Below are 26,483 nucleotides of genomic sequence, written 5' to 3'. Positions count from 1 at the left end.
TTAAAAATCGGATACTTGGGGTTTATCTATGAATAAAAACAGAAGGCTTACGCCTCTGGCGGCTATGCTGATGCTTTCTGGCGGCCTCGTACTCACAGGATGTGACAACAAGGCTTCTCAAGAAGGGGCCCATCAGGGAGGCGCTCCGGAAGTCGGCATCGTTACGATAAAATCACAAACTCTGAATATCATCACCGAGCTGCCGGGACGCACAAGCGCCTATCGTATTGCCGAAGTACGCCCTCAGGTGAACGGTATTATTCTGAAGCGCAACTTTGTAGAAGGCAGCGACGTCAAAGCAGGCACATCGCTGTATCAGATTGATCCGGCCACATATCAGGCCCAGTACAACAACGCCAAGGCCGCGCTGGTCCAGGCTCAGGCCAACGCAGAAATCGCGCGGCTGACCGTTAACCGCTATAAACCGCTGCTCGGCACCAACTACGTCAGTAAGCAGGATTACGATCAGGCTGTGGCCACCGCACGCCAGACCGAAGCAGCGGTTGCCGCGGCGAAAGCCAGCCTCGACAACGCCCAGATTAGCCTGAACTATACCCGAGTAACGGCCCCGATTACCGGTCGTGTCGGCAAGTCCACCGTAACGGAAGGCGCGCTGGTGTCCAATGCGCAGACGACAGCGCTGACGACTATCCAGCAGTTGGATCCGATTTATGTGGACGTCACCCAGTCCACCAACGATTTCCTGCGCCTGAAAAAGGAACTGGAAAACGGCACCCTGCAACAGACCAATGGCAAAGCCAACGTTCAGCTGACGCTGGATAACGGCACCCATTATAGCCAGCCTGGGACGCTGGAATTCTCCGACGTCACCGTGGATGAAACCACCGGCTCCATCACGCTGCGCGCCGTGTTCCCTAACCCTGATCACAACCTGCTGCCGGGGATGTTTGTCCGCGCGCAGATGGATTCCGGCGTTACTCCCAACGCGATTCTGGTGCCTCAGCAGGGCGTGAGCCGCACACCGCGCGGCGACGCTACCGTGATGCTGGTCGGCGAAGGCGACAAAGTGGAAGTCCATCCGATCACCACCGGCCAGGCCATCGGCGACAAATGGCTGGTGACGTCAGGCGTCAAATCGGGTGACCGTATTATCGTGACAGGCCTGCAGAAAATCGGACCGGGTATGCAGGTAAAAGCGCAGGAAGTGGCCGCAGGTAATGCGCAACAGCAGCAACCGCAGTCCCAACCCGCTAAGTCTTAACAGGAGCCGGTAATCCATGGCCAAGTTTTTCATAGATCGCCCGATTTTTGCCTGGGTCATCGCCATTATGGTGATGCTCACCGGGACACTGGCAATCCTGAAGTTGCCTATTGCGCAGTACCCAACCATCGCGCCGCCCGCGGTTCAGATTACCGCCAACTACCCGGGCGCGGATGCGAAAACCCTGCAGGATACCGTAACGCAGGTAATCGAACAGAACATGAACGGGATCGACAAGTTACTGTATATGTCTTCCAACAGTGACTCGTCAGGCACCGTGCAGATTACACTGACGTTCGATGCCGATGCCAACCCGGACATTGCGCAGGTGCAGGTACAGAACAAACTGCAACTGGCGATGCCGTTGCTGCCGCAGGAAGTGCAGCAGCAAGGCGTTAGCGTACAGAAATCCAGCAGCAGCTTCCTGATGGTGCTCGGTTTTGTCAGCGATGACAACAACATGACCCAGCAGGACATCGCGGACTTCGTCGGCGCCAGCATCAAAGACCCGATCAGCCGCGTACGCGGGGTGGGTGATACCCAGTTGTTCGGCGCCCAGTACGCTATGCGTATCTGGCTCGACCCGGACAAACTGAACAATTACCAGCTCACCACCAGCGACGTGGTCTCGGCGATTCAGGTGCAGAACAACCAAATCGCCGCCGGTCAGCTTGGCGGCACGCCGCCGGTACCCGGTCAGAAACTGAATGCGTCAATTATTGCGCAGACCCGGCTGAATTCGCCGGAACAGTTCGGCAATATTCTGCTCAAAGTGAATCAGGACGGTTCACAGGTTCGCCTGAATAACGTTGCCCGCATCGAACTCGGCGGCGAAAGCTACAGCGTCATCGCCCGTTATAACGGTCGTCCGGCCGCCGGTCTGGGTATTAAGCTCGCCACCGGCGCCAACGCGCTGGATACGGCCTCAGCGGTAAAAGCGGAAATCACTAAATTGCAGTCGACCTTCCCGGCCGGGCTGAAAGTGGTTTATCCGTATGACACCACGCCGTTCGTAAAAATCTCCATTTACGAGGTGGTGAAAACCCTGCTTGAAGCCATCGTGCTGGTGTTCGTGGTGATGTATCTGTTCTTGCAGAACTTCCGCGCCACGCTGATTCCCACCATCGCCGTACCGGTGGTGCTGCTGGGAACCTTCTCCATACTGTCCGCCTTCGGCTACTCGATTAACACCCTGACCATGTTCGCCATGGTGCTAGCCATCGGCCTATTGGTGGACGACGCCATCGTTGTGGTGGAAAACGTGGAACGCGTGATGGCGGAGGAAGGGTTATCGCCCAAGGAAGCCACCCGCAAATCCATGGGGCAGATTCAGGGCGCGTTGGTCGGTATCGCGCTGGTGCTGTCCGCGGTATTCGTACCGATGGCGTTTTCCGGCGGTTCGACCGGTGCCATCTACCGTCAGTTCTCCGTCACCATCGTGTCTTCCATGGTGCTGTCGGTGCTGGTGGCGTTGATCCTGACGCCGGCGCTGTGTGCAACCATCCTGAAACCGATTGCCACCCATGGCGAGAAAAAAGGCTTCTTCGGCTGGTTCAACCGTCTTTTCGATAAGAGTACCCATCACTACACCAACAGCGTCGCCAACATCCTGCGCAGCACTGGCCGTTATGTGGTGGTGTACCTGATTGTCGTGGCTGGATTGGGTCTGATGTTTACCCGTCTGCCAAGCTCCTTCTTGCCGCAGGAAGACCAGGGCGTATTACTGACAATGGTGCAGTTGCCGGTAGGCGCGACCCAGGAAAGCACGCAGAAAGTGCTTGATCAGGTCAACGATTACTACCTGCAACACGAAAAAGACAACGTGAACTCGGTGTTTACCGTTAACGGCTTCGGTTTCGCCGGTCGCGGACAGAACATGGGTATCGCCTTCGCCAGCCTGAAAGAATGGGACGAGCGAACTGGCGCAGCCAATAAGGTCGACGCAATTATCGGTCGCGCCTTTGGCGCCTTCTCGCAAATCAAGGAAGCGATGGTCATCCCGTTCAACATACCGGCGATCGTCGAGCTGGGTACCGCCAGCGGTTTTGACTTTGAACTGATCGATCAGAACAACCTTGGTCACGATAAGCTGATGGCCGCTCGTAACCAGTTGCTGGGCATGATCGCCCAACATCCTGACACGCTGGTGCGTGTTCGTCCCAACGGGATGGAAGACATGCCGCAATACCGGCTTGATATCGATCAGGAAAAAGCGGAATCGCTCGGGGTATCGATTGCCACCATCAACGCCACGCTGTCCACCGCGCTGGGGGGAACCTACGTCAATGACTTTATCGACCGAGGTAGGGTGAAAAAGGTATACGTTCAGGCGGAAGCCAAATTCCGTATGCTGCCCAACGATATCCAGAAATGGTATGTCCGCGGCACCTCCGGTCAGATGGTCCCCTTCTCAGCTTTCGCTTCCGAACGCTGGGAATACGGTTCGCCGCGTCTGGAGCGTTACAACGGCCTGCCGGCAGTAGAATTGGTGGGTGAAGCCGCTCCCGGCAAAAGTACCGGTGAAGCCATGGCGCTGATGGAAGAACTGGCGTCGCAATTACCACCGGGAATCGGATTCGACTGGACCGGTATGTCCTATCAGGAACGACTGGCCGGTAACCAGGCGCCGGCGTTGATCATTATCTCCGCCATCGTGGTGTTCCTGTGTCTGGCCGCATTGTATGAAAGCTGGTCGATTCCATTCTCCGTTATGCTGGTTGTACCGCTGGGTGTGTTTGGTGCGGTGATGGCTGCCGGCCTGCGCGGACTGGAAAACGATGTTTACTTTAAGGTCGGCCTGCTGACAACCATCGGCTTGTCCGCCAAGAACGCCATTCTGATCGTCGAGTTCGCTAAGGACCTGATGGAGAAAGAAGGGAAAGGTCTGGTGGAGGCGACCCTGGATGCTGTACGTATGCGTCTGCGCCCCATTCTGATGACATCGCTGGCGTTCATTCTGGGCGTCGTACCGCTGGTGATCAGTACCGGCGCAGGCTCCGGCGCACAGAACGCAGTCGGTACCGGCGTAATGGGCGGGATGATCACCGCTACCGTACTGGCTATCTACTTCGTGCCGGTGTTCTTTGTAGTGGTACGCCGCCGCTTCGGCAAGAAAAAAGAAGCGGACGACTCACATCACGAGCACTCCCAGACCAGTCACTAACGCGTTATATTGCTTCTAAAAGGCCGCTTATGCGGCCTTTTTCTTTTCAGGTATTTTCAGGCAGCAAGCCCAACGCGCACTCCCTTATCCCCCTGCCCCGCGATCTCCCCGCAAATCGTAACGTTGATCATCACGCCAAAAAAGCGCAGAATATAGATATGTTATAACATAACAAATGAGGCTGTCATGAAAGCGGGTATTCATCCCAACTACCGCACTGTGTTGTTCCACGATACCAGTGAGAATGTATTTTATAAAATCGGCTCTACCATCAAAACCGATAGAACCTATGAGTTCGAAGGCGAAGTCTATCCTTACGTCACTATCGACGTTTCTTCCGCCTCTCATCCTTATTACACCGGCAAGCAGAAAGAATACGCCAAAGAAGGTAGCGCAGCGCGTTTCCAACAGCGTTTCGGCCGTTTTCTTAAATCGTAATCTGGGGAATTATCCATGCAGGTATTAAGTTCTCTTCGCAGCGCCAAAACGCGTCACAAAGACTGTATCGTGGTCAAACGTCGCGGTCGCGTCTATGTAATCTGTAAGAGCAACCCGCGTTTCAACGCGGTACAGGGCAGGAAAAAGAAAAAGCGCTAATTATTATTTGCTCAAAAATTATCGGAAGGTGTGCTCATCACCACACCTTCCCTCTTCGTATCCCTTCATCAATCCCCTTAAAAAACAAAAAGATAAAATAAGCATCTTTTCATTTCATCAAAATCTTTACAAATAAAGACAAGCCAGAAAAACTAATTAACACTGTGATTCTTGCTAACGCCGAAAAAAATTAAATATACTTGTTCCAGTGGCCGATAAATATATCACGGCTCACCGGAAGCAGCCCGCACCGATGGTAGCAATCGTCATAAAATTGGTTCGACCACACCGTAAACGTTGGCTTTTTTGCTATAATGAATTCAGAATGATCGTTGACAGTGACGTCGAGTCATTCTCTGGCATTCACCGTGTTACCCCTGTTCGTCTTAAGATTAAGGGAAATTGAGGCATACTGAGGGGCATTCTATCTTCTGCACTTCATCACACCACCTGTCTGGCCGAGTGGTGGCCCTAAGTGACACTGAATCGTAGCTTACGGAGGGATAGAAATGGATGAGTACACACCTCAACATTATGATATTGCCCAACTCAGATTCTTGTGTGAAAATCTGCACGACGAAAGTATCGCGACATTAGGTGACAGCAGTCGTGGCTGGGTGAATGATCCGACCTCTGCGGTCAACCTTCAACTAAACGAACTTATCGAGCATATTGCGGCATTTGTTGTTACCTACAAAATAAAATACCCGCATGAAGCGGCGTTATGTGAACGGGTTGAGAAATATCTGGATGACACTTATATTCTTTTCAGCAATTACGGTATAAATGACTCCGAGTTGCAGAAATGGAAGAAATCCAAGTCACAATTATTCAGAATGTTCTCAGAAAAGAGCATCTGTACGGTAGTAAAAACTTAAGCAATAATTTGTCTCATACTTAATTTTAATCCAGGAAAATTAACAAGGTCACTATGAAAAAAATCGACTATTTAATGCGTTTGCGTAAATGCACAACCATCGACACGCTTGAGCGTGTTATAGAAAAAAACAAGTACGAGCTTTCCAACGATGAGCTTGAAATGTTCTATTCAGCCGCAGACCACCGCCTGGCCGAGCTGACGATGAATAAGCTTTACGACAAAGTGCCGACTGCTGTGTGGAAATACGTTCGCTAAGCATTAAAAACAGCGGTTTAAATACATAAAGACACTGTGCCGATATTCTGTCGGCCTTTGTTTTTATGAACTGTAAAAAATAACACACCCTTTGTAACAAGAAGTATCACGCATTACTTAAGCTTCTCTTTATTAATTCATTCACTCTCCCCAGAATTAAATCGAACCTTTCTGATTAGAAACCTTTTCACCGCATTTATCGTATAAAAAACGCTGTATCTTTTATTGATAAAACATCAGGCGGGGATATAAAGAAGAATATTGAAGCCAGCGGAAGAGAGATAAAATGGTGGAGGCCCCGCCAGCTACATCCCGGCACACACGTCGCCTGCTGCGGCTGCTTCCTTCCGGACCTGACCGGGTCCACAGGTTAGTGTTGCGGGAGAACCAACGGGGCCTCCATTGACAGCCCCACAGCTGTGGGGCGGAGGGCATTATCGGTGATGAACTGGGCAATTGCAAGTTGCTGCCGCCTAACCGCTGTTTTCTTACCCATCGCCAGCTTTTATACTGCTGATACCGTTCATTCTCTACCGGTTTCAACATATTGGATCCCGCCATGATTACCGAAGCGGACAATTTTCGTCAGCGAGTCATCCACGTTATCGCCGCTATTCCTTACGGCTGCGTCGTTACCTATGGCGATGTCGCTCGCCTTGCCGGCTCGGCGCGAGCCGCACGGCAGGTCGGCGGTATACTGCGGGGGCTCCCCGCCGGCAGCCAGCTCCCCTGGTATCGGGTAATTAATCGAAAAGGAGAGATTTCGCTTACCGGTCCGGATTTTCAGCGGCAAAAGTCGGCCCTTCAATCTGAAGGGGTGATACTGGATTTGGAAGGGAAGATCGATCTGGACAGGTTTCGCTGGCGGTACGTGCAGGATGTCTTGTAAGCAGGCACCGCCAGCGTGATTAACAATATTAATAGGATTGTGATGACGAATCTGAAACACCATCATCGGTCGCTGCCGGTGCATTAGGCGTCAGAAACCCGCCGGACTTCGCCGGCACCGGTACGGTCGGAACCGGTATCAGTGTCAGATCGGCATTATTCACCCCATTGCTGACCACCGGCATCACATGCTCGGTAATCAATGTCACCCGGTGGTTAATGGCAACGGCGGCACTGAGCAGGATACGGGCGTCCGGCCGGATTTCCGCCGGGTTATAAGGCAGCACAAACCGGAATGGCGCCTGCTGCCCTTCCGTGCGGATAACCCGCTGGGAGATCACTTTTGAAGGTGCATCCGGAATCGACGCATCGGATACAGTCACCGTCAGCACCGAATCCGGCGGCAACGCGATTTTTTGGCGAATATTGACTGTGCCGGTCACAGCGGGCATGCCGCTAACAGGTTGAGAAAGAGTCTGAATCTGAGTCTGCCCCGTTGCCGGCGCAGTCGCTTCAGGAGCAACACCATGGTTATTCACACACCCGGAGAGCGCGATCGATACCGTAATACCACCAAAGATATGCCATAATCTCATAGGTAAGTCTCCTTAATTATTTTATCAGGATGACGGTCATAAAGACCGCCACCTGTTAAGAAGTATGAACCAACCGGCATAACAATTATGGTGGAAAATTCCGATAGTTATCGTGTAAGCACATTAACATCCCGGATCCTGCCAATACCTTCATGTCTGAATGCGATGGAAAGCGTTCTTTAGCGAACGACGAGCCATCCGCGTAATCACGATTAACCCAAAGGCAGAACTATGAGCCAGGCACTACAAAATCTTCTCGACCTGTTGAATCTGGAAAAGCTGGAAGAAGGCCTGTTCCGCGGCCAAAGTCAGGATCTGGGGTTACGTCAGGTGTTCGGTGGTCAGGTGGTCGGTCAGGCGCTGTCGGCCGCTAAACAGACCGTGCCGGCTGACCGCTTCATTCATTCGTTTCACAGCTACTTCCTGCTTCCGGGCGACAGTCAGAAACCGATTATCTACGATGTGGAGACATTGCGGGACGGCAACAGTTTTAGTGCCAGACGCGTCAGCGCCATTCAGAATGGCCGTTCGATTTTTTACATGACCGCCTCTTTCCAGACACGGGAAAGCGGCTTTGAGCACCAGAGCGACATGCCGCAGGTAGCGCCGCCGGACGATTTGCCGTCAGAGCAGGACATCGCCCGCAGTATAGAACATCTGATCCCGCCGGTTATGCGCCAGGTTTTTACCAATGACAGGCCAATAGAGATTCGCCCGGTAAAATTTCATAACCCGTTGAAAGGTGAAGCCGCGCCTCCGGTCAGACAGGTGTGGTGCCGGGCCAACGGCACCATGCCAGATGACGAGCGAACCCACCAATATCTGCTCGGTTATACCTCCGATTGCCATTTTCTGCTCACGGCGCTGCAACCGCATGGCGTAGGGTTTCTGGAACGAGGAATGCAGGTCGCGACGATTGACCACGCGATGTGGTTCCACCGGCCGTTCCGGCTGGATGACTGGTTGCTTTACTCTGTCGAAAGCCCCTCGGCTTCCGGCGCCCGCGGGTTTGTTCGCGGCCAGTTCTATACCCGTGAAGGGGTGCTGGTAGCATCCAGCGTGCAGGAAGGCGTCATCCGGCGTCACGGTCAGTAGCCCTAGCGCCAGGCATAAAAAAACCACCTTTTTCAAGGTGGTTTTTTTGTTTAGTGCATGACGGTAACCGTTATTATCCGTTACCGAACGAGAATTAATTACTGATTGTAGGCGTTTTCGCCGTGGCTGTTGACGTCCAGACCTTCGCGCTCTTGTTCTTCCGGTACACGCAGACCGACAGCAATATCCGCCACCTTGAAGGAGATGAACGCGGCGACGCCAGACCATACGATAGCGACGATCACGCTGAACAGCTGTACCCATACCTGATGAGCCATGGTCACACCCTGTGCATAACCGGTACCACCCAGCGACGCGGCGGTGAACACGCCGGTCAGCAGACATCCTACGATGCCGCATACGCCGTGCACCCCGAACACATCACACGGATCGTCGACGCGCAGCCATTTTTTCAGTACGGTCACGCCCCACAGGCCAGCAAAACCACCGGCAAAACCGATAATCATCGCGCCGCCGATACCCACAGTGCCCGCGGCCGGCGTGATGGCAACCAGACCTGCGATACAGCCAGAACAGGCGCCCAGCAGAGACGGTTTACCGCGACTAATCCACTCGCCAATTACCCAAGCCAGAATCGCAGCGGCTGTCGCCACCACGGTGGTCAGGAACGCCAGACCCGCTACGTTGTTGGCGGCGGCGGCAGAACCGGCGTTGAAACCGAACCAGCCGATATACAGGATAGCGGTGCCCAGGAATACCATCGGCAGATTATGCGGCTTGAAAGCCTCTTTGCCGAAACCGACACGTTTGCCCAACAGCAACGCGCCAACCAGACCAGCCACAGCGGCGTTGATGTGCACTACGGTGCCGCCAGCGAAGTCCAGCGCGCCGTCTGCCGCCAGATAGCCGCCGCCCCATACCATGTGGGTCATCGGCAAATAAGACAAGGTGAACCACAGTGCGGAGAAGATCAGTACGGCGGAGAAACGAATACGCTCACCCAATGCGCCAATCACCAGCCCCACGGTAATGCAGGCAAAGGACGCCTGATAAGCCACATGGATAAACTGGTAGAAAGTACCGCTGACAGAGTTGATATCGATGCCATTCAGCATGAAATTGGTCAGGCTGCCGAAGAACGGGCTGCCTGCGCTGAATGCCACGCTGTAGCCATAGATCACCCACAGAATGCAGACCAGCGCAAAAGCCACCATAATCTGAGTCAGCATGGACAGCACGTTTTTGCTACGAATCAGGCCGCCGTAAAACAGCGCCAATCCAGGAATCGTCATGAACAGCACCAATGCGGTACAAATCATCATGAACGCATTGTCCGCTTTGTCCGCCACAGGCGCCGGCGTATCCGCCATGACCCATGCCGGAAGCATGGCAGCCGCCCCTAAACCTAATGACAAGGAAAGTTTCTTCATTTTCTCTTCATCCCTATTTAATAAGGCTAAATCAGGTAATTGTTATAGTGCGGCTTCGTCAGTTTCGCCGGTGCGGATACGGATGACACGCTGCAGTTCCGCGACAAAGATTTTGCCATCGCCAATCTTACCGGTGTAGGCGGCTTTACTGATGACATCGATAACTTCATCCAACTGGTCGTCGGCAATCGCGATGTCAATTTTCACTTTTGGCAAAAAGTTAACGCTGTACTCCGCGCCACGATACAGTTCCGCATGCCCTTTCTGACGCCCAAACCCTTTCACCTCAGTGACGGTGAGCCCCTGGATGCCTACAGAAGACAATGCTTCGCGTACGTCTTCCAGCTTGAACGGTTTAATTACCACAGTAACCAGTTTCATCCTCATCCCCCTAACCATGTAAGTTCAGGCCTGCGCCCGTCACTCTCAAATATGTCCACACATCACTTAAAGCAAATCGTGTGCCATAAATGTTGAGCCGAAGCAAAAGCGATAAAACGCGACCCGTTAGGGACAGAAAGGAAGATGACTGTATGAAGTATGGACAATGAATAGGAAAAACAGGAGCGCGCAACGCACAAAAATAGTGCATCGCGCTTGGTTTCAGTGCAGCACACTGCACAACAAGGCGGGCTCTGCCAAATTATGGTGCGAAACGCTGCACTGCGTTGGCAGTCATGGTGCCTGAGATATCAGTTCGGAAGCATCGTGCGGTTGCGAAAAGGCCAACTCTCGGCTCGCCTGCTGCAACTGGTACATCTGGTAATAACGCCCTTCCTTCGTCAGCAACTGTTCGTGTGTTCCCTGCTCCACCGTTTTACCGTGGTGCAGCACCAGAATGTTGTCCGCCTCGACAATGGTTGACAGGCGATGCGCGATCACCACTAGCGTGGTGTGAGAACGCACCAGCCGTAATGCGCGCTGGATAGCCTGCTCGGTGCCGGAATCGATATTGGCGGTCGCTTCATCCAGAATCAGAATTCTGGGAGCCGCCACCAGCACTCTGGCCAGCGCCAGCAGCTGTTTTTGCCCCACCGACAGGTTGTTCCCTTGCTCGCCGATACGAGTATGAACACCTTCCGGCATGTCTCGCACCAGCGGCGCCAGTTGTACCGCTTCCAGCACCTGCCAGACGTTTTCCTCACTGATGTCGCGCCCCAGCGTAACATTGGCATACATGGAGTCAGCCAGCACTACCGGATCCTGTTGCACCATCGCCACATGCTGACGCAGCACCTGATGCGACAACGTCGGCAACGAGCGATCATCCAGACGGATTTCCCCGCTATCCGGCGCGTAATACCCCATTAGCAGGCTTGCCAGCGTACTCTTGCCGCTCCCGGTATGCCCAACCAACGCGACAAATCCGCGATCCGGCACGTGCAACTCGATGTCATGCAGCACCGGCTTGCCTTTATGGTAGGAAAACGTCATCTGATTGATATCGATACGCCCGCTCTCCAGCGCACGAACATCGTCGCCATAACGCTGGCGGGCGCCGTCCATCAGCTCAAAAATACGCTCTCCCGCGACGACAGCTTGCTGCAACATTGACTGCTGGGTGGTGAGTTCAATCAACGGCTCATTCAGACGCCCCAGATAGTTGATAAAGGCATACAGCACCCCAACCCCGACTGAGCCGACCGAACTGAACCCGAATTGCAACAACAGGCCGCACATCACCAATGCCGAAAACAGGCTCAACAGCGGGCGCAGCAGAAAGCCGTCCAGCCGTAGCGTCTGCATGCGCGCATCATAATGCGACCAACTGGCGTCACTCAGCTTTTTGCCAAACCGTATCTGCTGACGGAACTGCTGGATAACGCTCATGCCGCTGATGGACTCGTTAAAACCATCGTTGATGTCCGCCAGATAACTGCGCATCCGCCGGACAATCGGCGTGCTGTAGCGTTGATAAATCACCATGACAATCGCGACCGCCGGAAAAATGGTCAGCGCCACCAGCGCCATGCGCCAGTCCAGACTGAACATGGCTATCAGCATCGCCCCAATCAGCGCCGCGCTGCGCAACACGCTGCCCACCACCATCACATACAGGTCACGGACCACTTCCGTATCGTTGGTCACGCGGGAGATCAATTGCCCGACCGGTTGGGTATCGAACACCGCTAACGGTTGACGCAACGCCGCATCCATCACATCAATGCGCAGCTGTTGCACGACGCCAACCGCCACCCGGTTGAACATCAGCGCCTGAACATAATGCAATAGCGCCGCAATCCCCTGCAGCACGATATACCCTACCGCCAACCCGGCCGCCATCATCAGCGGAAATTCGCCTTTGCTCACCAGATGGTCAATGAAATAGCTGACCAGTACCGGCCCCGCTACTTCCGCGCCCGCCGCCACCCACAGCAGCAAAACTCCGGCCCCTACCGTTTTTTTCCACGGCAGACCGTAAGCCAGCAACCGCTTCAGCGTCGGCCATAATGCCCGGGAATTACTCATGCGGTCGCTCCTCATGGGGTGAATCATCCAGCGCGGCTTCCAGTTGTTGATAACGATACATATCGCGATACCAGCCGGCCTGCTGCGACAGTTGCCCATGATCGCCGCATTGCGCGACATGCCCTTGCTGCAACACCAGAATTTCATCGGCATCCACCAGCGCCGACAAACGATGCGCGCTGATAATTAGCGTTCGCCTCTGCCCCCACTGACGCAAATTACTCAAAATCTGGTGCTCCGTGCGACCATCCACCGCAGACAACGCATCATCCAGCACCAGCACTTCAGCTTCCAACAGTAGCGCACGGGCAATGGCGATGCGCTGTTTCTGGCCGCCGGACAGCATCACCCCACGTTCGCCGACTTCGGTCTGATACCCCTGCGGCAAGCGAAGAATATCGTCATGCACATTTGCCAGCCGCGCCGCTTCTTCAATCTGTTGTTGGGAAGCATCAGGGCGCCCCAGCGCAATATTGTTGGCTACCGAGTCCGAAAACAGGAACGGCGTCTGGCCGACTACTGCAAATCGGCTTCGCAGCTCATCCAGTCGAATCTGGTTTAATGGCTGTTGGTGATAGGTAATCTGCCCTTGTTCGACATCAAAATAACGCAGCAGCAATGCCAGCAGCGTACTCTTGCCGGAACCGGTCGGGCCGCAAAGCCCCAGGGTTTTCCCCGGCGCCAGCGTAAAACGGACATCATTGAGCACCGACGCCGAATGCCCCGGGTAATGGAAGGCGGTAATCTCCGCAACCAGCGTTCCCGGCTGGGCAGGCAGCGCCTGAGAGCCATCCACCACCACCGGAGCCTCAGACAAGAGCTGACGGATGCGGCTATAGGCGGCGCTGCCGCGCTCGACAATATTAAACATCCAGGCCAGCGCCAGCATCGGCCAAATCATCAGGCCAAGGTACATCACAAAACTGGTCAACGACCCCAACGTCATAGAACCATTAATCACCATCCAACTGCCGCCCCCTACCGCCAGCAGGTTGCAGAAGGCCACCGCGATATAAATCGTCGGGTCGAAACGCGCATCCACCCGCGCCACTCGCATGTTTTTCTGACCGGCGTCGGCGGCGACCCGGGCGAAACTGCCTGACTGGTGATCTTCCAGACCAAACGCTTTAATCATGCGGATACTGGTGAGGCTCTCCTGGGCATGGTCATTGAGCGAGGAGAATGCCGCCTGCGCGTCTTTGAAACGCTGATGCAACTGCGTACCATAACGTTTGATGATCACCGCCATCAGCGGCATCGGCGCCAGCGCTATTAGCGTCAGTTGCCAACTGAGTTGGGTACACATCACCACCAGTACCGCGCACCCCATCACCAGCGAATCCACCAGCGTCAACACCCCTTCCCCGGCGGCGAAGACCACCCGATCCACGTCATTGGTCGCGCGAGCGATCAGGTCTCCGGTGCGATGGCGAAGGTAAAAAGCAGGATGCTGTCGGCTCAGTTGGCGATAGAAATCTTCACGCAGCTCAACGGCCAGTTGATAGGCTGCGCCAAATAGCCAGATGCGCCAGAAATAGCGCAACAGATAGGTCAATAACGCAACCAGAAGAATCCCGCCAATCCACCACAGTACCGTGCTCGTGGCCATTTGACGCTGCGTTACGCCGTCAACAATGATGCCAACCAGTCTGGGCGGCAGCAATTGCAGGATAGCAATCACAATCAATAGGATTACCGCCCCCAGATAGCGCTTCCATTCACGGCGGAAATACCATCCTAGTTGAACAAAAAGTCTCACGCGATTTCAGTCCATTAGCTACAGAATTATGATGCAGGGAACAGATTATTATACATAAAGTGTATGGCGAATAAATTTTATACCTGCAGGGGCAAAGCCGTTGTCTGTTTCATGCACTCCATAGCGAAACTGGATGTGACATCAACCAACCCCGGTATGCCATTGACCAGCCGTTTGTAAAAAGCGTCATAGCTTTTCATATCCGCCACCTGAACCTGCATCAGATAATCGTATTCTCCCGCCATACGGTAAAACGCCAGCACCTCGGGCATATCGGAGACAAAATGGGAAAACTCCTGGTACCAGGCGCTGTTGTGCTGCTGGGTTTTCAACAACACAAATGCCGTCAGCCCCAGCCCCAGCTTTTCATTATCCAACAAAGCGACGCGGGACTTGATGTACCCGTCATCCTCCAGCCGCTTTAGCCGTTTCCAGCAAGGGGTGGACGTCAGGTTCACCGCCTCGGCCAGCGCCTGTAACGACAGAGTACAATCCTGCTGCAGCAATGACAGCAACATACGATCGGTTTTATCCAGCATGGCGACATAAAAGAGAAAAATTTTCTCTCATTAGCCCTTTTTACAAACAAAAAGGCAATCTTTTTTTCTGCAAAAACCGATACGCTAAATCCTATCCTCGCCATTGTGCCTACGCGTTGCGCGTCGGATGGCGAAACAAGCTTTGAAAACATAACTCTTATTCAGCAGGACAACATCACATGACCAGCACCTGGGTACGCGACGCCGTCAGCGCGATTGAGGCCGATTTTCAACGTTCGGCAGACACTCACCTGATTCGCCTGACCTTGCCGGACTACCCCGGCATCTACTTTTACCTCAAGGATGAGAGCACGCATCCGAGCGGCAGTCTGAAACACCGCCTTGCCCGCTCCCTGTTTCTGTACGGTCTGTGCAACGGCTGGATTAATGAGGGCACGCCGATTATTGAAGCCTCGTCCGGCAGTACCGCCGTGTCGGAGGCCTATTTCGCCCGCTTGCTGGGGCTGCCGTTTATTGCCGTGATGCCTGCCTGTACCGCCAGACGGAAAATCGAACAAATCACGTTCTACGGCGGGAATTGCCATTTCGTTGAACAATCCGGCCAGATTTACGCCGCCTCCGAAGCGCTGGCCAAAGAACTGCATGGCCACTACATGGATCAGTTCACGTACGCCGAACGCGCCACCGACTGGCGCGGCAATAACAACATCGCGGACAGCATCTACCGGCAAATGGAGCGCGAACCGTTCCCGGTACCGGACTATTTGGTGATGAGCGCCGGCACGGGCGGGACGTCCGCCACGCTGGGGCGCTACATCCGTTACAAAGGCTTGGATACGCAACTGGTGGTGGTGGATCCGGAAAACTCGGTGTTCTACGACTGCTATCGCCAGCAAGATCGTACGCTCATCGGGAAATGCAGCAGCCGTATCGAAGGAATCGGCCGCCCGCGCGCCGAGCCATCGTTTATCCCCGGCGTTATCGACGACATGATGAAAGTGCCCGACGCCGCCAGTATCGCCACCCTTTACTGGCTGGAGCGGATTCTGGGGCGCAAGGTCGGCCCGTCCACCGGCACGAATGTCTGGGGTATGCTGCAACTGGCCGGACAAATGGTGGCGGAAGGGCGCCGCGGTGCGATCGTCACGCTGCTGTGTGACAGCGGCGAGCGCTATCTCGACACTTACTACAATCAGGATTGGGTACGCGCCCAGATTGGCGATATCACCCCTTATCTTCAGCAACTGACTGAAGGATATCGTATTCCCTGACGGTTCTCTGGGAGGCCGAGTTCCCCTTACGCTGAACTGCGCCGGGATTTCAGGTACCATAGTCAGAATATGGTTGACGGATAGCGGCCGCCTGGCGGCTCCCACGCATGAGGGTGAACGAGAATGACAAGCGCAGTTGTAGTTTTCAGTGGTGGACAGGATTCCACCACCTGCCTGATACAGGCCCTGCAGCAGTATGATGAAGTCCATTGCGTCACATTTGATTACGGGCAACGCCACCGCGCTGAAATCGACGTCGCCGCGGAGCTGGCGCAGGCGTTGGGAGCCAGAGCGCACAAGGTGCTGAATGTCGGCTTGCTCAACGAGCTGGCGGTCAGTAGCCTGACCCGTGACAATATCCCTGTCCCCGAATTTGATGCCAATGCCGACGGGTTGCCCAGTACCTTTGTTCCCGGTCGAAATATTCTTTTTCTGACGCTGGCCTCGATTTACGCCTACCAGGTAGGTGCGGACACCGTTATTACCGGTGTCTGCGAAACCGACTTTTCCGGTTACCCCGACTGCCGCGACGAATTCGTCAAAGCGTTGAATCAAGCGGTAACGCTGGGTCTGGCAAGAGACATTCACTTTGTCACACCGCTGATGTGGCTCAACAAGGCAGAAACCTGGGCGCTGGCGGACTATTATCAGCAGCTTGATACCGTTAAAAACCATACGCTTACCTGCTACAACGGTATTAAAGGAACGGGGTGCGGGCAGTGCGCCGCATGCCACCTGCGGGCAAAAGGGCTGGCGGAATACCAGCATAACCCATCGGCCGTGATGGCTTCCCTGAAGCAAAAAACCGGTCTGAAATGAAGGTACCGGGACCAGACAAGCCAACGCTTGTCTGGTACTGATCTTTCACATTCTGCTTTCGCTACTGCCGGGGAATTGCGTTGTGTCAGTTTTCCCCGACGATGCTCCGACTTAAAGACGCAAACGGGACTGGTTACGCTCGATCAACGCACTGCCGATTCCCGGCACTTCCTGCAGTTGTTCAATCTGGGTAAACGGCCCATTTTGCTCACGATAAGACACAATCGCCTGCGCCTTTTTCAGTCCTACCCCATTGAGCGCCGCGGCCAGTTGTTCCGCCGTTGCGGTGTTAATACTCACTTCCTCTTCATCTGTCGCCGACGTCGTCGCCTTTTCAAGCTTCTGCTCAGGCGAAGCGGACTTCACCGCAGCGACGCTGGTTTTATCCGGTGCCGTCACGGCTGGCGAGGCATGAAGCCACGTTGACACCCCGGCAAAACTCATCCCCACAATCAGACATAATGCTTTGATTCCTGAATTTTTCATGCTGCTTCCTCCTTGTGTTTGACAGCACGGTCACAATGCCCGAGCCATCAAAACACGGCAAACAGCAAACTGAAAATGTGGAAAAGGCCGCGAAAGCGGCCTTTGGATGTTGCAGTGATTTGCAGAATTCTGCGAGGTTTATTGCACTTCTTGCGCAGCGCTACCGTACTTGATCTTCGCCTGACTGCGCAGGCTCATCAGCAAGGTGTCAAACAGCGCGCCGACAGAACTCTGTTCTACCTGGGCGCCGAACTGTTTCTTCTGATCATCCGACAAGACATGCGGCTTCACTGCGTCCAGCGCAATCAGCACGACATTGCCGGCCTGATCCTGAGCCACCGCGTAAGAAGGCTTGTCTTTCTTCGGCTGCTGCATCGCAAACACCGTTTCGGCCAGCGCATCGGTCTGCCCGGTCGAGGACATCTCTTTCGCTGCGCTAAAGCTCAGGCCAGCAGCCGTCAGGCTGTCGGTTTTCCCCTGATAAAGGTCAGCCATAATCTTTTCAGCTTCAACCTTGGCCTGCTGCTCGGCTTTCTGGCGTTTCAGCGTCTGAACCACCTGATCACGCACCTGATCCAGCGACTGGGTCGCTTCCGGTTTATGTTCGGTCACACGCAATACAAACGCACGGTCGCCCTCAACGCTGATCACATCCGAGTTATTACCCGGCGTGCCATTTTCGCCGACCAGCGAACCACCGAAAATCGCCTGGGTGACCGGCTGAAAGTTCAATGCAGCCGGCACATTGTCACGCGTGAACCAGTCGGTCTGAACCGCTTTGACATTGGCGACTTTCTCAGCGGAGGCCAACGATTCATTATCGTTGCTGGCGGCTTCGCTGATTTTCTGCTGCAAAGAATAGAACGCATCCAGCGCTTTCTCGCGTTTTACCTTCTCCGCCAAATCGGCACGAACTTCGTCCAGCGCCTTGACGCGCTGCGCCTGAATATCATCCAGACGAATAATCAGGTAGCCGACCGAGGATTTGATGACGTCAGACAACTGGCCTTTCTCTTTCAGACCGGCCTGTTTGATTTCATCCACCGTAGAACCGCTATCCATCCAGCCCAGGTCGCCGCCATTACGACGGGAAACGATGTCGGTGGATTTCTCTTTAGCCAGCGCGGCAAAATCAGCGCCTTTCTTCAGTTGCTCCAACGCGGCTCTGGCGTCTGCTTCGGTTTTCACCTGAATGACGCTGTATTTTTTACGTTCCGGCTGGGTGAACTCGCTCTTATGCTGCTCGTAGTAGGCCGCGATATCCGTGTTATCCACCTTGGTTTTATCCATGATGGAAGCGGCATCCAGCATGATATAGCCGACTTTGAACTGCTCTGGCGCCAGGTAGCGTCCCTTGTTCTGATCGTAGAAGTTTTTCACTTCCTCATCAGAAACGGTCTGGTTCTTGGCGCGGGCGCTCAGATCGATAGTTGCCGTGCGAATGGTGCGATCCTGCGCCGCCATCGCCACCAGGTTATCAAGCTCCTGCTGCAACACGAAGTCAGTATTGCCCAGCCCGCGAATCAATTGCTGGGTTAACAGCTGCTTGCGCAGAAACTGCGCGTAGGCATCCGGCGTCAGCCCCAGCTGACTCACCTGCGCCAGGTATTTATCATTATCGAAACGGTTGTTGGTCTGGAACTCAGGCACAGAGAAAATCGCCTGCTTGACCTGTTCGTCGCTGATATTCAACCCCAATGTATGGGCATATTGAACAACCAGCGTTTCGTCGATCAGCTGCGACAGTACCTGCCTGCGCAACTGCTGCATATACCCTTCGTTGGCAGCCAGCGCGGAGAAATTCTCTCCCAGCATCTCCTGCTGACGACTGCGCTCGTTCTGTACGCCCTGCTCAAGCTGAGCTCGGGTAATTTCCTGCCCATTCACCTTGGCCGCGTAGTCACCTGAACCTCGTATCAGGTAATCCCCCACGCCGGTCAACACGAATGAACCAATAATCAAGGCAAGAATAATTTTCAGCACGACGTTGTTAGCGGCCGCGCGTAAATTGTCCATCATAATGTGACAACACTCCGCTGTAGAATGGATAACACTTCCCCTGCGCAGGCCGTAGCCATGCCTCCCTGCTATTGCTATAGCCGCACTCGGCTAGGGCGCACTCAAGTATTTGCCTGATAACAGTAATCTTAATGACCTGTAAAAAAAGGCACATCATACCATGATGCGCCTTATATCTTACCCTACCCAGTACGCTGAGTCAGGTAGTTGTTTGGACTGGAAAACCGTCCCACCTCAGATTTTGCTACTTACTCATCAATTCACTGAGTCTTTCAGTGCTTTGCCGGCACGGAAACCCGGCACTTTAGCGGCCGGAATGCTGATTTCTTTCCCGGTTTGCGGGTTACGGCCGGTGCGTGCTGCGCGCTCACGCACGGAGAACGTACCAAAACCGACTAAAGCAACGTCATCCCCTGCTTTCAGAGATTCAGTAACAGACCCAATAATTGCATCCAACACACGCCCTGCTGCCGCTTTGGAAATATCAGCATCTGCGGCAATTTTGTCGATCAATTGTGACTTGTTCACACTCTCATCCCCTCTGAAATACTGTCATTACGCCAGAGCGTCCAGCGCAACACGTAGCTTTATCAATTCAGTCAAGCCGCAGACTACCTGCCAGCAGGCTCGACAGTGCTCTAACTTAGCGGCACGAAAAAAGGCTGGCAAGCACCATTTTACTTACCAGCCTTTATTTTCTCAGTGGTTTTTGCGATAGGTCACTATTTTTTGGCTACCGACTTCACCACATCCATGCCATAAGGCGAATTCTGCAAAGCAATAGTGAGCACTTCCTCAATGCGTTTGACCGGGTGAATCTCCAGGTCGGCAATCACATTCTGCGGAATCTCTTCCAGATCGCGCTTGTTCTCTTCCGGAATCAGCACGGTCTTGATCCCGCCGCGATGCGCGGCCAGCAGTTTCTCTTTCAACCCGCCAATCGGCAGCACCAGCCCGCGCAGGGTGATTTCACCGGTCATCGCCACATCGGCGCGCACCGGGTTGCCGGTCAGGCAGGACACCAATGCGGTACACATAGCGATACCGGCGCTCGGGCCGTCTTTCGGCGTAGCGCCTTCCGGCACATGCACGTGGATATCGCGCTTTTCATAAAAGTCGGAGTTGATCCCCAGCTTTTCCGCTCTGGCGCGCACCACGGTCAGCGCCGCCTGAATCGACTCCTGCATGACCTCGCCCAGCGAACCGGTATAGGTCAGCTTGCCTTTGCCCGGGACGCTGGCGGTTTCGATGGTCAGCAAGTCGCCGCCCACTTCCGTCCAGGCAAGACCCGTTACCTGGCCCACGCGGTTCTCTTCGTCCGCACGGCCGTAATCGTAACGTTGAACGCCGAGATATTCCTTCAGGTTGTCGCCGGTGATCTGGATATGCTTGAGAGCTTTGTCCATCATCAGCGATTTCACCGCTTTACGGCACAGTTTAGAGATTTCGCGCTCCAGACTACGCACCCCGGCTTCGCGGGTGTAATAGCGGATAATACCGATAATGGCGCTATCTTCGACCGTCAGTTCGCCTTTTTTCAGGGCGTTGCGCTCAATCTGCTTCGGCAGCAAATGCTGACGGGCGATATTGAGTTTTTCGTCCTCGGTATAACCGGACAGACGGATCACTTCCATACGATCCAGCAACGGCGCCGGAATATTCATGGAGTTGGACGTCGCCACAAACATCACGTCGGACAGGTCGTAATCCACTTCCAGATAGTGATCGTTAAACGCCACGTTCTGTTCCGGATCCAGCACTTCCAGCAACGCGGAAGCCGGGTCGCCGCGCATATCGGAGGACATCTTGTCGATCTCGTCCAACAGGAACAGCGGGTTTTTCACCCCCACTTTCGCCATCTTCTGAATCAGCTTGCCCGGCATGGAACCGATATAGGTACGGCGATGACCACGGATTTCCGCTTCATCACGCACGCCGCCCAACGCCATACGCACATATTTACGGCCGGTGGCTTTGGCGATCGACTGACCCAGAGAGGTTTTACCCACTCCCGGCGGCCCGACCAGACACAGGATCGGCCCTCTGATCTTGCTGACACGGCTCTGCACCGCCAAATATTCGAGGATGCGTTCCTTGACGCGCTCCAGACCATAGTGGTCGCTGTCCAGCATTTCCTGGGCTTTGACCAGATCTTTCTTCACTTTGCTGCGCGCCTGCCACGGCACCTGCACCATCCAGTCGATGTAGCTGCGCACCACGGTCGCTTCAGCCGACATCGGCGACATCATACGCAGCTTCTGCAACTCGGCTTCGGCTTTTTCACGCGCCTCTTTCGGCATGCTGGCGGATTCGATCTTGCGTTTCAGCGCTTCCTGTTCGTCAGGCGCGTCATCCATCTCTCCCAGCTCTTTCTGAATGGCCTTCATCTGCTCATTCAGGTAATACTCGCGCTGGCTTTTTTCCATCTGTTTTTTGACGCGACTGCGGATCCGTTTCTCCACCTGCAACAGGTCAATCTCGGACTCCATCATCGCCATCAGGTATTCCAGACGTTCGGTCACGTCGGACATTTCCAGCACAGACTGTTTGTCCGCCAGCTTTAGCGGCATGTGCGCGGCGATGGTGTCGGCAAGACGCGCCGCATCATCAATACTATTAAGAGACGTTAATACTTCAGGGGGAATTTTCTTGTTCAGTTTGATGTAGCCTTCAAACTGATTGATGGCCGTGCGCATGAGCACTTCCTGCTCACGCTCTTCAATTGCCGGCGACTCCAGGTATTCCGCCTGGGCCGCAAAATGTTCTCCGCTGTCAGAGAGTGTCGTGATGCGCGCTCGCTGCAAGCCTTCCACCAGCACCTTCACGGTGCCATCAGGCAGTTTCAGCATTTGAAGAATAGAGGCGACCGTCCCTACCGAGAAAAGATCGTTAACACCAGGCTCATCCGTTGAGGCTTCTTTCTGTGCCACCAGCATGATCTTTTTGTCGTGATCCATAGCCGCTTCAAGGCACCGAATTGATTTCTCCCGACCAACAAACAACGGAATGACCATGTGCGGATAAACCACCACATCGCGCAACGGCAATACGGGGATTTCTATGCGTTCGGAACGCTCAGGGTTCATAGAGCTCTCTCTTAGTTTCGTTTCCGCCAGGTTAAGGGAATCCGTGAAACGCGGGCATCACGGGTTTCGCCTATAGGTAATCGAGTATATGGGGATAAATATCTCACATTCAACGACTGAACGTGTGTAAAAAAAAATGGGGGGCTAAAACCCCCCATTTTATCGTTTACCGTTGTTTTTTAGGCTAATTATTCGCCAGATGCCTGCTGTGCTTCAGGCTTGCCGTAAATCAGCAGCGGCTCGGTTTGCCCCGAAATGACAGAATCGTCGATCACCACTTTATCCACGTTTTCCAGCGAAGGCAGGTCGTACATGGTTTCCAACAGCGCCGCTTCTACGATGGAGCGCAAACCACGAGCGCCGGTCTTGCGCGCCATGGCTTTTTTCGCAATGGCGGTCAACGCTTCGTCTCGGAATTCCAGCTCTGCGCCTTCCAGTTTGAAAAGCGCCTGATACTGTTTGGTCAGCGCGTTCTTCGGCTCGCGCAGGATCTGGATCAACGCTTCCTCATCCAGCTCTTTCAGCGTCGCTACCACCGGCAAGCGCCCGATAAACTCGGGAATAAGACCAAACTTGATCAAATCGCCCGGCTCCACCTGGCTCAGCAGTTCACCCTCTGTCGCCTTCTGGGACAGGCCCTTCACCGTCGCGTTGAAACCAATGCCGCGACCGGTATCGGTACGCTGTTCAATAACCTTGTCCAACCCGGCGAAGGCGCCGCCACAGATAAACAGGATTTTGGAGGTATCCACCTGCAAAAACTCCTGCTGCGGGTGCTTACGCCCCCCTTGCGGCGGAACAGCGGCGATGGTGCCTTCAATCAGCTTCAGCAACGCCTGCTGCACCCCTTCACCGGACACGTCGCGAGTGATGGACGGGTTGTCGGATTTACGGGAAATCTTGTCGATTTCATCGATGTAGACAATACCGCGCTGGGCTTTCTGCACATCGTAGTCACACTTCTGCAACAGCTTCTGGATAATGTTTTCAACGTCCTCGCCCACGTAACCGGCCTCGGTCAGCGTGGTGGCGTCAGCCATAGTGAAAGGCACATCCAGGAAACGAGCCAGCGTTTCCGCCAGCAATGTTTTCCCGCTACCGGTCGGACCGATCAGCAGGATGTTGCTTTTGCCCAGTTCGACACCATTATTACTGTCGCCATTACGCAGACGTTTGTAGTGGTTGTAGACAGCAACCGCCAGCACCTTTTTCGCCTGCTCCTGACCGATAACATAATCGTCCAGATGACGGCGGATTTCGTGTGGCGTCGGCAACGCACTGCGCTCACGGTGTGGCGCTACTTCTTTAATTTCTTCGCGAATAATGTCGTTACACAAGTCAACACATTCATCGCAGATATACACTGAAGGCCCGGCGATCAGCTTACGAACCTCGTGTTGGCTTTTGCCGCAGAAAGAACAGTACAGCAGTTTTCCTGAACCGTCTTTGCGCTTATCTGTCATGAGTCAAACCTCTTCTCTAGTCTCTTGCCCGCAGGCCAACCACATAGCAATCGCGCCACAGCAAACGCCAGCCTACTACCATAATGGCCGGCACCCCGCGTCATCTGGCTATTTCGCATCCCTGGCGTTATTCACGATGGGTAAGTACAGAATCTACTAACCCATAGTCTACTGCCTCAGCAGCAGAGAGGAAACGGTCACGCTCCGTGTCCCTTTCTATTACTTCAAGAGGCTGACCGGTATGTTTGGCCATCAACTCGTTCATCCGAGCCTTCACCTTGAGGATCTCTTTAGCGTGAATCTCGATATCCGTCGCCTGCCCCTGGAATCCGCCCAGCGGCTGGTGGATCATCACTCGGGAATTCGGCAGGCAGAAGCGCTTGCCCTTGGTACCCGCCGTCAGCAGGAAAGCGCCCATCGACGCCGCTTGTCCCATACAGATGGTGCTGACATCCGGCTTAATAAATTGCATGGTGTCGTAAATCGACATGCCGGCGGTGATCACGCCCCCTGGAGAGTTAATGTACAGGTAGATATCTTTTTCAGGGTTTTCGGCTTCCAGAAACAGCATCTGCGCCACAATCAGGTTAGCCATGTGATCTTCGACCTGACCGGTCAAAAAGATCACGCGCTCCTTCAGGAGTCGGGAATAGATATCGTAAGAACGCTCCCCACGCGAAGTCTGCTCAACTACCATCGGCACCAAAGCCATGTGAGGGGCCTGTTTTTCTTGTTCGCCACTGTATGACATTAACGTCTCCTAGATAAAATGCATTTGGCGCATACCGCCTGATTCTACTTGAGATGGAAAGTGATGACCATGCTCAGACACGCAGTTAGCCATCTCTCCGTCGCCGGAATCGGGCGAGTTTCCCTGACGATGCAATCTACGCGGTATTAACCAGTTGGGGACCGATGCATCCTTTTTCAAGCTTACACCAGCGATTCATTTTGGTTAAAGCGATATCCTGCGCTGCAAGCGGGTTTGATTGCGCCTTGATTAATCAGCCATCAATAGATTAATCGCTATTAATCATAGTGCAGATTTGGCAGGACCTGGCGGCAGGCCGTTCAGTTTGTCGCATCAGGGAAGAAAAAGCCCGCAGCATAAGCCGCGGGCTTTTTGAAGAAACGATTTCAGGTGAAAAAGCGTGATTAGGCAGCGGTTGTCTGATTCATCAGCTCGTTGAAGCTGACCGCTTTTTCTACCACTTTCGCCTTGGACAACAGCGTTTCGATCGCCTGTTCTTCCAGGGCTACGTTACGCATATTGTTCATCATTTCTTTGTTTTTCTTGTAGTACTCAACCACTTCACGCGGATCTTCGTACGCAGAAGCGATTTCGTCGATCAGCACGTTGACGCGATCTTCATCGGCTTTCAGCTCGTTGGAAGCGATCACTTCGCCCAGCAGCAGGCCAACAACAACGCGGCGTTTAGCCTGCTCTTCGAACAGTTCGCGCGGCAGTTCCAGAGCCTGTTTTTCATTGCCGCCGAAACGCTGAGCAGCCTGACGGCGCAGTACATCGACTTCGCTGTCGATCAGTGCGGCCGGCACATCAATGTCGTTCGCCTTGACCAGACCGTCGATAACCTGAGTTTTTACGCGGTTGCGGATCGCGCCTTTCAGCTCGCGCTCCATATTCTTACGGACTTCGGCGCGCAGGCCATCCAGAGAACCGTCTTCAACGCCAAAGCGTTTGATGAAATCGGCAGTCAGTTCCGGCAGTTCACGCTCTTCCACTTTCTTCAGCACGATGGCGAATTTAGCTTCCTGACCTTTCAGGTTTTCAGCGTGGTAGTCTTCCGGGAATTTCACCTCGATGGTGAATTCATCGCCCGCTTTGTGACCAACGATACCGTCTTCGAAGCCCGGGATCATACGGCCCTGGCCCATAGCCAGAACGAAATCGGAGGCTTTGCCGCCTTCGAATTCTTCACCGCCGACAGAACCGGTGAAATCGATGGTTACGCGGTCTTCAGCAGTCGCGACGCGATCGGTTTCTTTCCAGGTTGCCTGCTGTTTGCGCAGGGTATCCAGCATGCCGTCGACGTCGGTTTCAGAAACGTCCACCAGCGGTTTTTCAACCTCGATAGTGTCCAGATCTTTCAGCTCGACTTCCGGATAAACTTCGAACTCTACGGAGTAGGTAAAATCACCACCGATCTGGTACTCGCCCGGAACATAGTTCGGCGCGCCAGCCGGGTTGATTTTTTCTTTGATGATGGCATCAACGAAGTGACGCTGCATCAGATCGCCCAGCACGTCCTGACGGACGGATGCGCCGTAGCGCTGCTCAACAATTTTCGCCGGCACTTTGCCTTTGCGGAAACCATCGATACGAACTTTTTTAGCCACATTGACCAGTTCGCTCTTAACGGCATTCTCAATGCTGTCAGCAGCAACGGTAATCGTTACGCGGCGCCCAAGGCCTTGAGTGGTTTCAACTGAAACTTGCATCTTGTTACCTCAAAAAATCACAGTGCTCGGTCAACCTCAGAGGCCGTTTTCATAAAGCGCCCTG

At 54.0% G+C, this 26,483-nt stretch carries 23 protein-coding genes and 1 other RNA gene; 10 read left to right on the top strand and 14 right to left on the bottom strand.

Features of this window, described 5'->3' with window-relative positions; translation table 11 throughout:
* Nucleotides 1-28 precede the first annotated feature (28 nt).
* The 6 genes from DXX3274_RS06200 (at nt 29) to DXX3274_RS06175 (ending at nt 6,117) form a co-directional block, all read left to right on the top strand.
* On the top strand, nt 29-1,222 hold the full coding sequence (locus DXX3274_RS06200) for an efflux RND transporter periplasmic adaptor subunit (protein WP_042859090.1): 1,194 nt from the start codon (nt 29-31) through the stop codon (nt 1,220-1,222).
* A gap of 16 nt (nt 1,223-1,238) precedes the next feature.
* Nucleotides 1,239-4,385: an efflux RND transporter permease subunit gene (locus tag DXX3274_RS06195; RefSeq protein WP_042859089.1), complete on the top strand. Its 3,147-nt coding sequence runs from the start codon at nt 1,239-1,241 to the stop codon at nt 4,383-4,385.
* Between the two features lie 186 nt (nt 4,386-4,571).
* The gene (locus tag DXX3274_RS06190) at nt 4,572-4,823 is read left to right on the top strand and encodes a type B 50S ribosomal protein L31 (RefSeq protein ID WP_042859088.1); all 252 of its coding nucleotides are present in this window, start codon (nt 4,572-4,574) and stop codon (nt 4,821-4,823) included.
* Between the two features lie 15 nt (nt 4,824-4,838).
* Nucleotides 4,839-4,982 (top strand): type B 50S ribosomal protein L36, encoded by a 144-nt coding sequence (gene ykgO, locus DXX3274_RS06185; RefSeq protein WP_013316871.1) that lies wholly within the window; start codon nt 4,839-4,841, stop codon nt 4,980-4,982.
* Nucleotides 4,983-5,491: 509 nt separating this feature from the next.
* The gene (gene tomB, locus DXX3274_RS06180) at nt 5,492-5,860 is read left to right on the top strand and encodes an Hha toxicity modulator TomB (RefSeq protein WP_042859087.1); all 369 of its coding nucleotides are present in this window, start codon (nt 5,492-5,494) and stop codon (nt 5,858-5,860) included.
* Nucleotides 5,861-5,913: 53 nt separating this feature from the next.
* Entirely contained in the window at nt 5,914-6,117 is a 204-nt protein-coding gene (locus DXX3274_RS06175; RefSeq protein ID WP_009114000.1) for an HHA domain-containing protein, read from the top strand.
* 296 nt (nt 6,118-6,413) lie between these two features.
* Here DXX3274_RS06175 and ffs read toward each other — a convergent pair.
* An RNA gene (gene ffs / locus DXX3274_RS22685) (signal recognition particle sRNA small type) lies at nt 6,414-6,510 on the bottom strand.
* 166 nt (nt 6,511-6,676) lie between these two features.
* Here ffs and DXX3274_RS06170 point away from each other — a divergent pair.
* Nucleotides 6,677-7,006 carry an MGMT family protein gene (locus tag DXX3274_RS06170; protein ID WP_042859085.1) on the top strand — a complete coding sequence of 110 codons (330 nt, stop codon included), beginning with the start codon at nt 6,677-6,679 and terminating at the stop codon, nt 7,004-7,006.
* A gap of 28 nt (nt 7,007-7,034) precedes the next feature.
* On the opposite strand, the gene DXX3274_RS06165 is transcribed toward DXX3274_RS06170, so the two are convergent.
* The gene (locus tag DXX3274_RS06165) at nt 7,035-7,601 is read right to left on the bottom strand and encodes a YbaY family lipoprotein (protein WP_042859084.1); all 567 of its coding nucleotides are present in this window, start codon (nt 7,599-7,601) and stop codon (nt 7,035-7,037) included.
* Nucleotides 7,602-7,832: 231 nt separating this feature from the next.
* On the opposite strand from DXX3274_RS06165, the gene tesB reads away from it, so the two are divergent.
* Nucleotides 7,833-8,696, top strand: a complete 864-nt coding sequence (gene tesB / locus DXX3274_RS06160) for an acyl-CoA thioesterase II (RefSeq protein WP_042859083.1) — start codon at nt 7,833-7,835, stop codon at nt 8,694-8,696.
* A gap of 98 nt (nt 8,697-8,794) precedes the next feature.
* On the opposite strand, the gene amtB is transcribed toward tesB, so the two are convergent.
* The 5 genes from amtB to DXX3274_RS06135 all read right to left on the bottom strand — a co-directional run bounded on the left by amtB (nt 8,795) and on the right by DXX3274_RS06135 (nt 14,854).
* The gene (amtB, locus tag DXX3274_RS06155; RefSeq protein ID WP_042859082.1) at nt 8,795-10,087 is read right to left on the bottom strand and encodes an ammonium transporter AmtB; all 1,293 of its coding nucleotides are present in this window, start codon (nt 10,085-10,087) and stop codon (nt 8,795-8,797) included.
* 42 nt (nt 10,088-10,129) lie between these two features.
* Nucleotides 10,130-10,468: a P-II family nitrogen regulator gene (gene glnK, locus DXX3274_RS06150; RefSeq protein WP_002208627.1), complete on the bottom strand. Its 339-nt coding sequence runs from the start codon at nt 10,466-10,468 to the stop codon at nt 10,130-10,132.
* 294 nt (nt 10,469-10,762) lie between these two features.
* Entirely contained in the window at nt 10,763-12,556 is a 1,794-nt protein-coding gene (locus DXX3274_RS06145; protein ID WP_042859081.1) for a SmdB family multidrug efflux ABC transporter permease/ATP-binding protein, read from the bottom strand.
* Nucleotides 12,549-14,315: a SmdA family multidrug ABC transporter permease/ATP-binding protein gene (locus DXX3274_RS06140; RefSeq protein ID WP_042859080.1), complete on the bottom strand. Its 1,767-nt coding sequence runs from the start codon at nt 14,313-14,315 to the stop codon at nt 12,549-12,551. The genes DXX3274_RS06145 and DXX3274_RS06140 overlap by 8 nt, the downstream gene beginning before the upstream one ends.
* A 77-nt stretch (nt 14,316-14,392) precedes the next feature.
* A complete protein-coding gene (locus tag DXX3274_RS06135) occupies nt 14,393-14,854 on the bottom strand; it encodes an Lrp/AsnC family transcriptional regulator (RefSeq protein WP_013316862.1) in 462 nt (153 codons plus the stop codon).
* 179 nt (nt 14,855-15,033) lie between these two features.
* Between DXX3274_RS06135 and DXX3274_RS06130 the strand changes: the two genes are divergently transcribed.
* Entirely contained in the window at nt 15,034-16,086 is a 1,053-nt protein-coding gene (locus DXX3274_RS06130; RefSeq protein ID WP_042859079.1) for a PLP-dependent cysteine synthase family protein, read from the top strand.
* A 123-nt stretch (nt 16,087-16,209) separates the two neighbouring features.
* On the top strand, nt 16,210-16,905 hold the full coding sequence (queC, locus tag DXX3274_RS06125; protein ID WP_042859078.1) for a 7-cyano-7-deazaguanine synthase QueC: 696 nt from the start codon (nt 16,210-16,212) through the stop codon (nt 16,903-16,905).
* A 111-nt stretch (nt 16,906-17,016) separates the two neighbouring features.
* Here queC and DXX3274_RS06120 read toward each other — a convergent pair whose 3' ends face one another.
* From DXX3274_RS06120 to tig, 7 genes are all read right to left on the bottom strand, one after another.
* Nucleotides 17,017-17,391, bottom strand: a complete 375-nt coding sequence (locus DXX3274_RS06120; protein WP_042859077.1) for a helix-hairpin-helix domain-containing protein — start codon at nt 17,389-17,391, stop codon at nt 17,017-17,019.
* A 138-nt stretch (nt 17,392-17,529) separates the two neighbouring features.
* Complete coding sequence (ppiD, locus tag DXX3274_RS06115; protein ID WP_042859076.1) at nt 17,530-19,410, bottom strand: peptidylprolyl isomerase; 1,881 nt, start codon at nt 19,408-19,410, stop codon at nt 17,530-17,532.
* Nucleotides 19,411-19,665: 255 nt separating this feature from the next.
* The gene (gene hupB / locus DXX3274_RS06110) at nt 19,666-19,938 is read right to left on the bottom strand and encodes a nucleoid-associated protein HU-beta (RefSeq protein ID WP_012770737.1); all 273 of its coding nucleotides are present in this window, start codon (nt 19,936-19,938) and stop codon (nt 19,666-19,668) included.
* A gap of 194 nt (nt 19,939-20,132) precedes the next feature.
* Nucleotides 20,133-22,496, bottom strand: coding sequence for an endopeptidase La (gene lon, locus DXX3274_RS06105; RefSeq protein ID WP_013316856.1), 2,364 nt, complete (start codon nt 22,494-22,496; stop codon nt 20,133-20,135).
* Nucleotides 22,497-22,684: 188 nt separating this feature from the next.
* Nucleotides 22,685-23,959 carry an ATP-dependent protease ATP-binding subunit ClpX gene (clpX, locus tag DXX3274_RS06100; RefSeq protein ID WP_038661234.1) on the bottom strand — a complete coding sequence of 425 codons (1,275 nt, stop codon included), beginning with the start codon at nt 23,957-23,959 and terminating at the stop codon, nt 22,685-22,687.
* A gap of 127 nt (nt 23,960-24,086) precedes the next feature.
* Entirely contained in the window at nt 24,087-24,710 is a 624-nt protein-coding gene (gene clpP / locus DXX3274_RS06095; protein ID WP_042859075.1) for an ATP-dependent Clp endopeptidase proteolytic subunit ClpP, read from the bottom strand.
* A 404-nt stretch (nt 24,711-25,114) separates the two neighbouring features.
* Nucleotides 25,115-26,419 carry a trigger factor gene (tig, locus tag DXX3274_RS06090; protein WP_042859074.1) on the bottom strand — a complete coding sequence of 435 codons (1,305 nt, stop codon included), beginning with the start codon at nt 26,417-26,419 and terminating at the stop codon, nt 25,115-25,117.
* Nucleotides 26,420-26,483: the final 64 nt, after the last annotated feature.

The organism is Dickeya sp. NCPPB 3274 (assembly GCF_000406205.1).
Lineage (GTDB): Bacteria > Pseudomonadota > Gammaproteobacteria > Enterobacterales > Enterobacteriaceae > Dickeya > Dickeya fangzhongdai.
The sequence above is the reverse complement of the archived record's forward strand: the minus strand, read 5'-3'. Positions and strand labels throughout refer to the sequence as shown.

What these genes read in the sequence shown, in the direction of transcription:
- DXX3274_RS06200 (WP_042859090.1), top strand. Translation starts at nt 29, where the DNA reads ATGAATAAAAACAGAAGGCTTACGCCTCTGGCGGCTATGCTGATGCTT.
- DXX3274_RS06195 (WP_042859089.1), top strand. Translation starts at nt 1,239, where the DNA reads ATGGCCAAGTTTTTCATAGATCGCCCGATTTTTGCCTGGGTCATCGCC.
- DXX3274_RS06190 (WP_042859088.1), top strand. Translation starts at nt 4,572, where the DNA reads ATGAAAGCGGGTATTCATCCCAACTACCGCACTGTGTTGTTCCACGAT.
- ykgO (WP_013316871.1), top strand. Translation starts at nt 4,839, where the DNA reads ATGCAGGTATTAAGTTCTCTTCGCAGCGCCAAAACGCGTCACAAAGAC.
- tomB (WP_042859087.1), top strand. Translation starts at nt 5,492, where the DNA reads ATGGATGAGTACACACCTCAACATTATGATATTGCCCAACTCAGATTC.
- DXX3274_RS06175 (WP_009114000.1), top strand. Translation starts at nt 5,914, where the DNA reads ATGAAAAAAATCGACTATTTAATGCGTTTGCGTAAATGCACAACCATC.
- DXX3274_RS06170 (WP_042859085.1), top strand. Translation starts at nt 6,677, where the DNA reads ATGATTACCGAAGCGGACAATTTTCGTCAGCGAGTCATCCACGTTATC.
- DXX3274_RS06165 (WP_042859084.1), bottom strand. Translation starts at nt 7,601, where the DNA reads ATGAGATTATGGCATATCTTTGGTGGTATTACGGTATCGATCGCGCTC.
- tesB (WP_042859083.1), top strand. Translation starts at nt 7,833, where the DNA reads ATGAGCCAGGCACTACAAAATCTTCTCGACCTGTTGAATCTGGAAAAG.
- amtB (WP_042859082.1), bottom strand. Translation starts at nt 10,087, where the DNA reads ATGAAGAAACTTTCCTTGTCATTAGGTTTAGGGGCGGCTGCCATGCTT.
- glnK (WP_002208627.1), bottom strand. Translation starts at nt 10,468, where the DNA reads ATGAAACTGGTTACTGTGGTAATTAAACCGTTCAAGCTGGAAGACGTA.
- DXX3274_RS06145 (WP_042859081.1), bottom strand. Translation starts at nt 12,556, where the DNA reads ATGAGTAATTCCCGGGCATTATGGCCGACGCTGAAGCGGTTGCTGGCT.
- DXX3274_RS06135 (WP_013316862.1), bottom strand. Translation starts at nt 14,854, where the DNA reads ATGCTGGATAAAACCGATCGTATGTTGCTGTCATTGCTGCAGCAGGAT.
- DXX3274_RS06130 (WP_042859079.1), top strand. Translation starts at nt 15,034, where the DNA reads ATGACCAGCACCTGGGTACGCGACGCCGTCAGCGCGATTGAGGCCGAT.
- queC (WP_042859078.1), top strand. Translation starts at nt 16,210, where the DNA reads ATGACAAGCGCAGTTGTAGTTTTCAGTGGTGGACAGGATTCCACCACC.
- DXX3274_RS06120 (WP_042859077.1), bottom strand. Translation starts at nt 17,391, where the DNA reads ATGAAAAATTCAGGAATCAAAGCATTATGTCTGATTGTGGGGATGAGT.
- ppiD (WP_042859076.1), bottom strand. Translation starts at nt 19,410, where the DNA reads ATGATGGACAATTTACGCGCGGCCGCTAACAACGTCGTGCTGAAAATT.
- lon (WP_013316856.1), bottom strand. Translation starts at nt 22,496, where the DNA reads ATGAACCCTGAGCGTTCCGAACGCATAGAAATCCCCGTATTGCCGTTG.
- clpX (WP_038661234.1), bottom strand. Translation starts at nt 23,959, where the DNA reads ATGACAGATAAGCGCAAAGACGGTTCAGGAAAACTGCTGTACTGTTCT.
- clpP (WP_042859075.1), bottom strand. Translation starts at nt 24,710, where the DNA reads ATGTCATACAGTGGCGAACAAGAAAAACAGGCCCCTCACATGGCTTTG.
- tig (WP_042859074.1), bottom strand. Translation starts at nt 26,419, where the DNA reads ATGCAAGTTTCAGTTGAAACCACTCAAGGCCTTGGGCGCCGCGTAACG.